General features: G+C 67.7%; 9 protein-coding genes. 4 read left to right on the forward strand and 5 right to left on the reverse strand.

Translation table 11 applies throughout. The features are described 5' to 3' along the window. Window positions 1-153: 153 nt before the first annotated feature. Together HUU95_RS03505 and HUU95_RS03510 are read right to left on the reverse strand one after the other, a co-directional pair. Window positions 154-621: a hypothetical protein gene (locus HUU95_RS03505; RefSeq protein WP_174278833.1), complete on the reverse strand. Its 468-nt coding sequence runs from the start codon at window positions 619-621 to the stop codon at window positions 154-156. Between the two features lie 325 nt (window positions 622-946). Then, window positions 947-1,147 (reverse strand): helix-turn-helix transcriptional regulator, encoded by a 201-nt coding sequence (locus HUU95_RS03510; protein ID WP_174278834.1) that lies wholly within the window; start codon window positions 1,145-1,147, stop codon window positions 947-949. A 522-nt stretch (window positions 1,148-1,669) separates the two neighbouring features. On the opposite strand from HUU95_RS03510, the gene HUU95_RS03515 reads away from it, so the two are divergent. The 3 genes from HUU95_RS03515 (at window position 1,670) to HUU95_RS03525 (ending at window position 4,760) form a co-directional block, all read left to right on the forward strand. Further along, entirely contained in the window at window positions 1,670-3,436 is a 1,767-nt protein-coding gene (locus HUU95_RS03515) for a ParB/RepB/Spo0J family partition protein (protein ID WP_302480089.1), read from the forward strand. A gap of 61 nt (window positions 3,437-3,497) precedes the next feature. Next, window positions 3,498-3,776, forward strand: coding sequence for a sigma factor-like helix-turn-helix DNA-binding protein (locus tag HUU95_RS03520; RefSeq protein ID WP_174278836.1), 279 nt, complete (start codon window positions 3,498-3,500; stop codon window positions 3,774-3,776). 78 nt (window positions 3,777-3,854) lie between these two features. After that, window positions 3,855-4,760 (forward strand): nucleotidyltransferase and HEPN domain-containing protein, encoded by a 906-nt coding sequence (locus HUU95_RS03525; protein ID WP_174278837.1) that lies wholly within the window; start codon window positions 3,855-3,857, stop codon window positions 4,758-4,760. Here HUU95_RS03525 and HUU95_RS03530 read toward each other — a convergent pair whose 3' ends face one another. The 3 genes from HUU95_RS03530 to HUU95_RS03540 are packed head-to-tail and all read right to left on the reverse strand — an operon-like array spanning window position 4,761 to window position 5,515. Further along, window positions 4,761-4,940 (reverse strand): hypothetical protein, encoded by a 180-nt coding sequence (locus tag HUU95_RS03530; protein ID WP_174278838.1) that lies wholly within the window; start codon window positions 4,938-4,940, stop codon window positions 4,761-4,763. Between the two features lie 7 nt (window positions 4,941-4,947). After that, window positions 4,948-5,172 (reverse strand): conjugal transfer protein TraD, encoded by a 225-nt coding sequence (locus tag HUU95_RS03535; protein ID WP_217429758.1) that lies wholly within the window; start codon window positions 5,170-5,172, stop codon window positions 4,948-4,950. A 16-nt stretch (window positions 5,173-5,188) separates the two neighbouring features. After that, window positions 5,189-5,515, reverse strand: a complete 327-nt coding sequence (locus HUU95_RS03540; protein ID WP_174278840.1) for a conjugal transfer protein TraD — start codon at window positions 5,513-5,515, stop codon at window positions 5,189-5,191. A 172-nt stretch (window positions 5,516-5,687) separates the two neighbouring features. On the opposite strand from HUU95_RS03540, the gene traA reads away from it, so the two are divergent. Then, on the forward strand, window positions 5,688-8,148 hold a 2,461-nt coding region (gene traA / locus HUU95_RS03545; RefSeq protein WP_174278841.1), incomplete at its 3' end, for a Ti-type conjugative transfer relaxase TraA.

Genomic DNA, 8,148 nt, shown 5'->3' on the forward strand with positions numbered 1-8,148 from the left:
TCATCGTCTTGCCGACACTCGAAAGGGGGGTCCCTCTTGGACGCCGATATGGGGTCCCGGTTGAACGCCTATTTACATGCCCGATTAACGACCGTCCGCTTCGCGTAGACGATCGCCCGAAAGCGGCCGGGCCGCTATCCACCAGACAAAGGCTTAGGACGCAGTTGTCCGCTTCTCGCGATTGGCCTTCCGACTAGCCGCGGCCTTGATCCCGCGAGCCTTGGCCGCCTCGGGCGAGATCGCCGCTGCCTTCGGCTTCGCAATGTGAACCTCGGCGTCGCCGTCGCCCTTACGGTCGAGCTCGGCGTCGAACTCGCCGGCGTCGACCGCGGCGCGCATTGCGGCCAGGAACTCTTCGAACCGGTCGGCCCGCATGTGGTTGGTCGTGACGCCATTGATGTCGAATGTATCGCTTCCAACCTTGACCGTCAGCGCGACGACGCCGTTCCTGATCCTGTACCAGCCGGTCGGCGTGCCGGTCGACCCCGCCTTGAACTGCGCCAGGGTGCGGTCGATGCCGCGGATTAGGGGACGGCGCGCCTTGGCCGGGTCGACCGCCTTACGGTCGAACAGGTGCTTCAGACCATTGTCGATAATCCCGAGATAGTCCTTCAGCGCCATGCCGCTTCTCCACTTGGTGTAACCACGATGTCCTAGTCGACCGCAGAACATCCGACTAGCGGCTCGTCCGTTCCTCATTGCGAGGCTTCACGAGCTCGTTGCGCGACGTCGCTTTCCGAATGGCTGTGGTTGGAACTGAGCGATGGTCGCGTCGTAAGTTGCAGGCACCATGGTGCGATAGGCAACCGCCCTAGACCTCGCGATCGACGACGCTTCAACTCGTGGTAAGCACGGCCGGATGGTCGGCTCCCACGGAGACGACCATGACGCAAGTAAGAGAGCGACCATCAGGCGCTTACCTGCCGCCTTAGATCGTCCGGCCGAGCTATTTCTCCACCTGATAGAACATCGGGTTCCGTAGCCAATCCCGGATTGCGGACTCGCGCCAGCCGGTGCAGCGTTCGGCGATCCGGACCTGACCGGGAAAGCTGCCACTCTGGATCTTGCGGTACAGGGTCGAGCGGCTGAGCCCGGTGCGGTCGAGCACGGCGTCGATCCGGAGAATGCGGTCGGGAGCATCGGACATGACAATGATCCTGTTTTATTGAAGGGGCGAGCCCCGGCTCCCGCTAAAATCCTCCTCTCATGATTACCCCGCAAGGCGGTGATCGCTCGCCATAGCCGCCGATAGCCCTCCTCGACCCATCAGCACCCATAAAGTCGAGTTCGAGAGAGGTCGGGCGTCCCGCGCGGGGCACGGCCGCGCTCTACTCCGCTGCGCTCCGCCGAGCCGCGAGGGCGCGTCTCGTCCCTGACGGGTTGCGATCGCTGACGCTTGCGCCGGGCGGTGCCCGGCGATGCGGCCATCGCGCGACGGGCGCGATGAAGCAGGCCTCCGGCCGTCGGTCTGGCGAGGTGGGCGTCACGCTCCTCTAGGCCCGCCGCGGCAGGCCGCAACCCGGACTGCGTCCGGGTCCTCCACGTTGTTCCGGTCCTTCGGATGCGGCCCGCCGCTCAGCGCGGGCCTGGCGAAGCGCTCCTGCCGCCCACCCCGCCATTCCGGCGCCGGTCGCGGTCTTGAAGGAGAAGAGCCGTAGAACTCAAGCATATCGATCTCGCCTGTCTCTCGGTGTCGCCCGCCAACATGCGGGTCAAGGGCAAGACCCCCGACCTCGCCAACATCCTGCCGTCGGTCCGGGCGCGGGGTGTGTTGGTCCCGTTGATCGTGCGAGCCAACGGCAGTCCCGAGACCTATGAGATCGTCGCGGGCAAGCGGCGGTACTACTCGGCACTGGCGGTGGCCGAGGAGACGGGTGAGGCTGAGCCGCTGCCGTGTGCAGTGATCGAGTCCGGCGACGATGCCGCCGCGCTCGAAGCCTCGCTGATCGAGAACATCGCCCGGCTCGATCCCGACGAGGTCACCCGCTGGGAGACGTTCACCCGGCTCGTCCGTGAAGGCCGCAGGCCCGAGGACATCGCCGCGACGTTCGGGCTGACCGACGTGCAGGTGCGGCGGACGCTGGCGCTCGGCAACCTGCTTCCCCGCATCCGGGGCCTCTACCGGCGTGGGGAGATCGATGCCGCCACCGTCCGCCATCTGACCCTCGCGTCCAAAGCGAAGCAGCGTGAATGGCTGGCGCTGTTCGAAGACGAGAACACCTATTGTCCCACCGGCAGTCAGCTCAAGGCATGGGCGTTCGGCGGGGCGTCGATCCCGGTCAGTGCTGCGCTGTTCGACCTTGCCACCTACACCGGCGAGATCGTGTCCGACCTGTTCGGCGACGAGCGCTACTTTGCCAATGCCGAGACGTTCTGGACGGCGCAGATCGCCGCCATTGATGCCCGTGTCGCGGCCTACCGGGAAGCGGGATGGAGCGAGGTCGTCGTCCTGCCGGTCGGCACCGCGTTCCAGACGTGGGAGCATGAGCGGCGGACCAAGGCCAAGGGTGGGCGGGTCTACATCAGTGTCGGTCACCGTGGCGATGTCGCGGTCCACGAGGGCTATGTCACGGCCAAGGAGGCGCGGCGGGAGACGAGGGGCGAGGCGGTTGCAGAGCGTCCGGTGCGGCCCGAGGCGTCCGCGATCCTCAACGACTATATCGACCTTCATCGTCATGCCGCCGTTCGCGCCAAGCTGACCGATGCGCCCGGTGTCGCGTTGCGGGTTGCGGTCGCGCACATGATCGCGGGGTCGCCGCTGTGGTCGGTGCGGGTCGCGTCGCAGCGGGCGGGAACCGATGCGGTGACCGAGAGCGTCGAGATCAGTCCGTCCGAGGGACTGTTCGATGCCAAGCGGCGGGCGGTCCTCGCCATGCTGGCGTTCGAGCCCGAAGCGCCGACCGTTACCGGCGGCAACGGCTACGACGAAGGGCTGACCCAGCTGTTCGTCAGGCTGACCGCACTGTCCGATGCGGAGGTGCTTAGCGCGCTCGCCATCGTCGTCGGCGAGACGCTCGATCCGCACAGCGACATCGTCGATGCACTCGGAGTTGGGCTTGGGGTCGATATGGCCGCCGTCTGGCAGGCGGATGCGGCGTTCATCGATGCCCTTCGTGACCGTGAGGTGTTGCTTGCGATGATCGGCGAGGTGGCCGGTCCGAGCGTCGCCGAGGCGAATGCCAAGGAGCCGCTCAAAACGCTGCGGACTATCCTGCGCGACTGCATCGACGGCACCGGTGGGCGGACCAAGACCGAAGGGTGGGTGCCGCGCTGGCTGGCGTTCCCAGCGACCGCGTACACCGCGCGCGGCGGGGTCGGCAGCGTCACCCGGTCGGCGCGGGCAGTGGCGGCGCTTACCGTGCAGGCCGCCCCGCAAAGCACCGAGACGCAGCCGGAAGCCGTGCCGGACATCGAGCCCGTGCGCGCTGCCGCGTGACCCGCATTGCTGGCGGCGGGCGACCGCCGCCAGCCCTTTCCCCTTCGACGGAGTATGGACAATGGGCGATCATTCCGACCCGAACGATCATGCCGATCCCCACACCATTGCCGACCTCGAAGCCGCCATCGGCACGTTGCGTTCTCTCAACCGGCAACTCTTCCTTGCCCACTGCATCGACCACATGACCTACGTCGAGATGGCCCGCCGAACCGGGCTGTCCGTCCGCCATGTCGAGCGGCGCATGGCGCGCGCGATCCGCCAGTTCGATGCTGCGCGACGCGGTATTCGACCGCCGTGGTGGCGACGGCTGCGGCGACTGCGCTGGTGGCCGTTCTGAACGAGGCTCGCCGGTCGCGGGGGGTATCCGGCCGGCAAAGCTGTAATTTGCCCGCGCCGGCCGCTAGGATCAACCGCAATGCATGATCCGCTCGACCATTTGCCCGAGGCCAAGCAGCGCGAGCTCGAGCACGTCGTCCGCATCCTGCTCGACGAGTTCGACGTGGCGATCGCCAACGCGACCATGCCGCACAAGCGCGGCGGCAAGGTCTACAAGATCATCCTGTTCGGCAGCTTCGCGCGCGACGACTGGGTCGATGAGCCGGCGAACGGCTACCAGTCCGACTACGATCTGCTCGTCGTCGTCAGCCACCGCGACCTGACCGAGATCGCCGATTACTGGTACGTCGCCGAGGACAGGATACAGCGCGATCCCGCGATCGCGCGCCCGGTCAATATCATCGTCCACGCGCTCGACGAGGTGAACGCGGCGCTGCTGCGCGGCGAGTATTTCTGGGTCGACATCGCCCGCGACGGCATCGCGCTCTACGAGCTGCCCTGCCATCCACTCGCCACGCCGATGCCGCTGACGCCCCCCGACGCGTACCAGATGGCGCAGGGGTATTATGATCACTGGCTACCAAGTGTCGGTGCATTCATTCGCGGTGCCAGCTACGCCATTGCAGACGGCGACATCAACAAGGCTGCGTTCGATCTGCATCAGGCAACCGAACGGCTCTACATCTGCTATTTGCTGGTCCACACCTTCTACTTCCCGCGCTCACACAACATCAAGTTTCTGCGCTCGCTGGCCGAGGACAAGGAGCCGCGCCTGATCGCGGCGTGGGCGCGGGACAGCAAGATCGACCGGCGACGGTTCGAGCTGTTGAAGCGGGCGTATGTCGAGGCACGGTACTCGCCCAGCTACGCGATCACGGCCGACGATCTCGATGCGCTGGTCGCGTCGGTCGAGCAGTTGCGCGGCATCGTCGATGACCTCTGCCAATCGCGGCTTAACGCGCTACGGGAAGCGACCGCCGACTGATCACGGCTGGTCGGGTTCGCGCAGAGCGTTGGCGATAATTGCGGCCAACACTTCCTCCGCGCGGCTGCGGGCCGCCGGGTCCTTCGACGCAAGCTCTTGCCGAATGCAATCAGGCGCGCGTTCGACAATCGCGGTCAGCTTTGCAGTGAGCGTGTCGGTCGGAGCGAGCGTATCGGTCATCGTGACCCTATGAGCCGATCGCGTCGTCAGCGGCAACCGTGAATGCCCGCTTTCCCCGCCGCCGCCACAGCGTTAACGCCGCCTCGTGACCGTCGCTGCGAAGCCGTGCCGCCGCCTCAACGAGCACGCCGAGGATCACTGCGCGGTCGTCGTCCGTCAGCTCGACCAGCCCCGCCTTGGCGACCAGTCCTCCGAGCTCGATCAGCTGGCGGGTGCGTTCGCGCCGCTTCACCTGCCAGTCCCGCGTGTCACTCCGCGCCCGGCGTGTGAGCAGGCGATTCCGCATCACCCTTGCCCGCCGGTTCGCCGCCAGTGTCGCCGCGAGGGTGTTCGCCAGCTTCGCGTGTCCGCCCGTGAAAGAACGCCGCGCCACGCCGCCGCCAGCCCTCCTCCAGTTGCGCGTCCGTCGTCTCGACCGCGGCGAGCAGTGCACCGGCGAGCACCTCGACCGGCAACGTGTCGGCGACGGTGGCGCTGACCAGCTCGCCAAGCTGGACGAGCTTACGGCTGCGGAGTGCCTTGGTCCGCTCATCGAGCGCTTTCAGCTCGGCGTCGTAATCGCGGGGTTTGCGCATCGAGTCGGTCCTCACCGGTGAGTTGCCGACCGACCAGTTATCTTCGGTCCGGCCGGTGCTCAACCCGTTGGAACTACATGGGATGCTGCGGTCCCGAGGCGGATGTAATCCGTCGAGGGCGCGCTTATACGTCGTGCCGACGTCGCTGCTGAAGTGTAGATGGGGTGCCGTCATGGCACTCTACCACTTCTCGGCAAAGGTCATCGGCCGCGGTGCGGGCTCGAGCGCCGTTGCTGCCGCGGCATATCGCTCGGCATCGCGTCTGCACGACGAGCGCCTCGACCGCCACCACGACTTCTCGAACAAGGCCGGCGTCGTCCACTCCGAGGTCATGCTGCCCGACGGCGCGCCCGGGCATCTGTCCGACCGCGCGGCGCTGTGGAACGCGGTCGAGGCCGGCGAAAACCGCAAGGACGCGCAGCTCGCCCGCGAGATCGAGTTCGCCATTCCCCGCGAGCTCGACCAGGCAGAGGGTATCCGCCTCGCGCGTGAGTTCGTGCGCGATGAGTTCGTGTCGCGCGGGATGATCGCCGACCTCAACGTGCATTGGGACATTGGACCCGACGGCCTCGCCAAGCCGCACGCGCACGTCATGTTGTCGATGCGCGAGGTCGGCACGGACGGGTTCGGCGCCAAGATCCGCGACTGGAACCGGACCGAGTTGCTCGAACACTGGCGCGAAGCGTGGGGTACCCATGTCAACCAGCGCCTCGCCGAGCTCGACATCGACGCCCGCGTCGATCACCGCAGCTTGGACGCCCAAGGCATCGACCTTGAACCGCAGCACAAGATCGGTCCCGCCGCATCGCGCATGGCGGCCGACGGACTTTCGCTCGAACGGGTCGATGAACATGCCGCCATCGCGCGGGCCAATGGCGCCAGGCTGCTGGCGCGCCCCGAGCTCGCGCTCGACGCGATCACCCATCACCAAGCGACGTTCACCACGCGCGATCTCGCGATGTTCGTCCACCGGCACAGCGACGGCAAGGAGCAGTTCGACCGGGTGATGGGCGCGGTGAAAGCGTCGCCCGAGGTCGTTGCACTTGGCAACGACGGGCGCGGCGAGCCGCGGTTCACGTCGCGCGCGATGATCGCCACGGAGCAGCGGCTCGAACGCGCCACCGCCGCGCTCGATACCGACCGCAGCCATCGCGTCGGCGCACGCGTCCAAGACGCCGCGCTGGCGCGTGCCGCGGCGCGCGGCATGGTCCTCTCGCCCGAGCAGCGGACCGCGTTCGCCCATGTCACCGAAGCGAAGGGACTCGGCGTCGTCATCGGCTATGCCGGTACGGGCAAGTCGGCGATGCTCGGCGTCGCGCGCGAGGCGTGGGAGAGTGCCGGCTATACCGTTCACGGCGTCGCCCTGTCGGGCATCGCCGCCGAGAACCTCGCGAGCGGTTCGGGCATCGCGTCGCGCACCATCGCCAGCCCCGAACACAGCTGGGCGCAGGACCGCGGCCGGATAACCAGTCGCGATGTCCTCGTCGTCGACGAGGCGGGCATGATCGGCAGTCGCCAGATGGAGCGGGTGCTGTCCGAAGCCCGCGACCGCGGTGCCAAGGTAGTGCTGGTCGGCGACGCGAAGCAGCTCCAGGCGATCGAGGCGGGAGCGGCGTTCCGATCGATCGCCGAGCGGCACGGGGCAGCCGAGATCACCGACATCCGCCGCCAGCGCGACGACTGGCAGCGCGATGCGACGCGGCAGCTGGCGACGGGGCGCACGGCGCAGGCGGTCAACGCCTACGCCGAGCATGGCACTGTCCACGCATCTCCGACGCGCGACGACGCGCGCGCGGCGCTGGTCGAGCGCTGGGACCGCGACCGGCAGGAGGCGCCCGAGGCAACGCGCATCATCCTCACCCACACCAACGACGAGGTCCGCGCCCTCAACCTCGCCGCGCGTGAGCGGCGGCAGCGGGCGGGCGAACTGGGCCCGGACATGAAGATCCAGACTGAGCGCGGCAGCCGGGAGTTCGCAACTGGCGACCGGGTGATGTTCCTCCAGAACGAGCGCAGCCTCGGGGTCAAGAACGGCACCCTCGGCACTCTGGAGCAGGTGAACAGCGCGCGTATGGAAGTTCGGCTCGACAACGGCCGGTCGGCGGTGTTCGACGTCAAGGATTATGCCGCCTTCGATCACGGCTATGCCGCGACAGTCCATAAGGCGCAGGGCGTGACGGTCGACCGGGTGCATGTGCTGGCGACGCCGGGGCTCGACAGCCATGCGGCGTATGTCGCGCTGTCGCGGCATCGCGACGGGGTCGATCTCCACTACGGCCACGACGACTTTGCCGACCAGCGCCAGCTCGTCCGTGCGCTGTCGCGCGACCGCGGCAAGGACATGGCGTCGGATTACGCCGAGCAACAGGCGTCCGAACGCGGCAGGGCGGCGGAGCCGGTGCGGCCGGCCGGCCGGTTCGCCGGGGTCCGGCTGACGCCGGCGGGACCGACGAACGAGCCGATCACGACACCGCTCGACAAGGCGGTCGAGCGCTTCGCGCGCGCCACCGCCGACATCGGCCGCATGCGCGAGCAGGGTCTGTCGGCGCTGCCGCATCAGCGGCAGGCGCTCGACACGGCGACGAAGGGGCTCGAAGCGATCCAGCCTGAGGCGGCGCGCGACCTGCGGGCCG

Source organism: Sphingomonas bacterium, assembly GCF_903643065.1.
GTDB lineage: Bacteria > Pseudomonadota > Alphaproteobacteria > Sphingomonadales > Sphingomonadaceae > Sphingomonas.

What these genes read in the sequence shown, in the direction of transcription:
- HUU95_RS03505 (WP_174278833.1), bottom strand. Translation starts at nt 621, where the DNA reads ATGGCGCTGAAGGACTATCTCGGGATTATCGACAATGGTCTGAAGCAC.
- HUU95_RS03510 (WP_174278834.1), bottom strand. Translation starts at nt 1,147, where the DNA reads ATGTCCGATGCTCCCGACCGCATTCTCCGGATCGACGCCGTGCTCGAC.
- HUU95_RS03520 (WP_174278836.1), top strand. Translation starts at nt 3,498, where the DNA reads ATGGGCGATCATTCCGACCCGAACGATCATGCCGATCCCCACACCATT.
- HUU95_RS03525 (WP_174278837.1), top strand. Translation starts at nt 3,855, where the DNA reads ATGCATGATCCGCTCGACCATTTGCCCGAGGCCAAGCAGCGCGAGCTC.
- HUU95_RS03530 (WP_174278838.1), bottom strand. Translation starts at nt 4,940, where the DNA reads ATGACCGATACGCTCGCTCCGACCGACACGCTCACTGCAAAGCTGACC.
- HUU95_RS03540 (WP_174278840.1), bottom strand. Translation starts at nt 5,515, where the DNA reads ATGCGCAAACCCCGCGATTACGACGCCGAGCTGAAAGCGCTCGATGAG.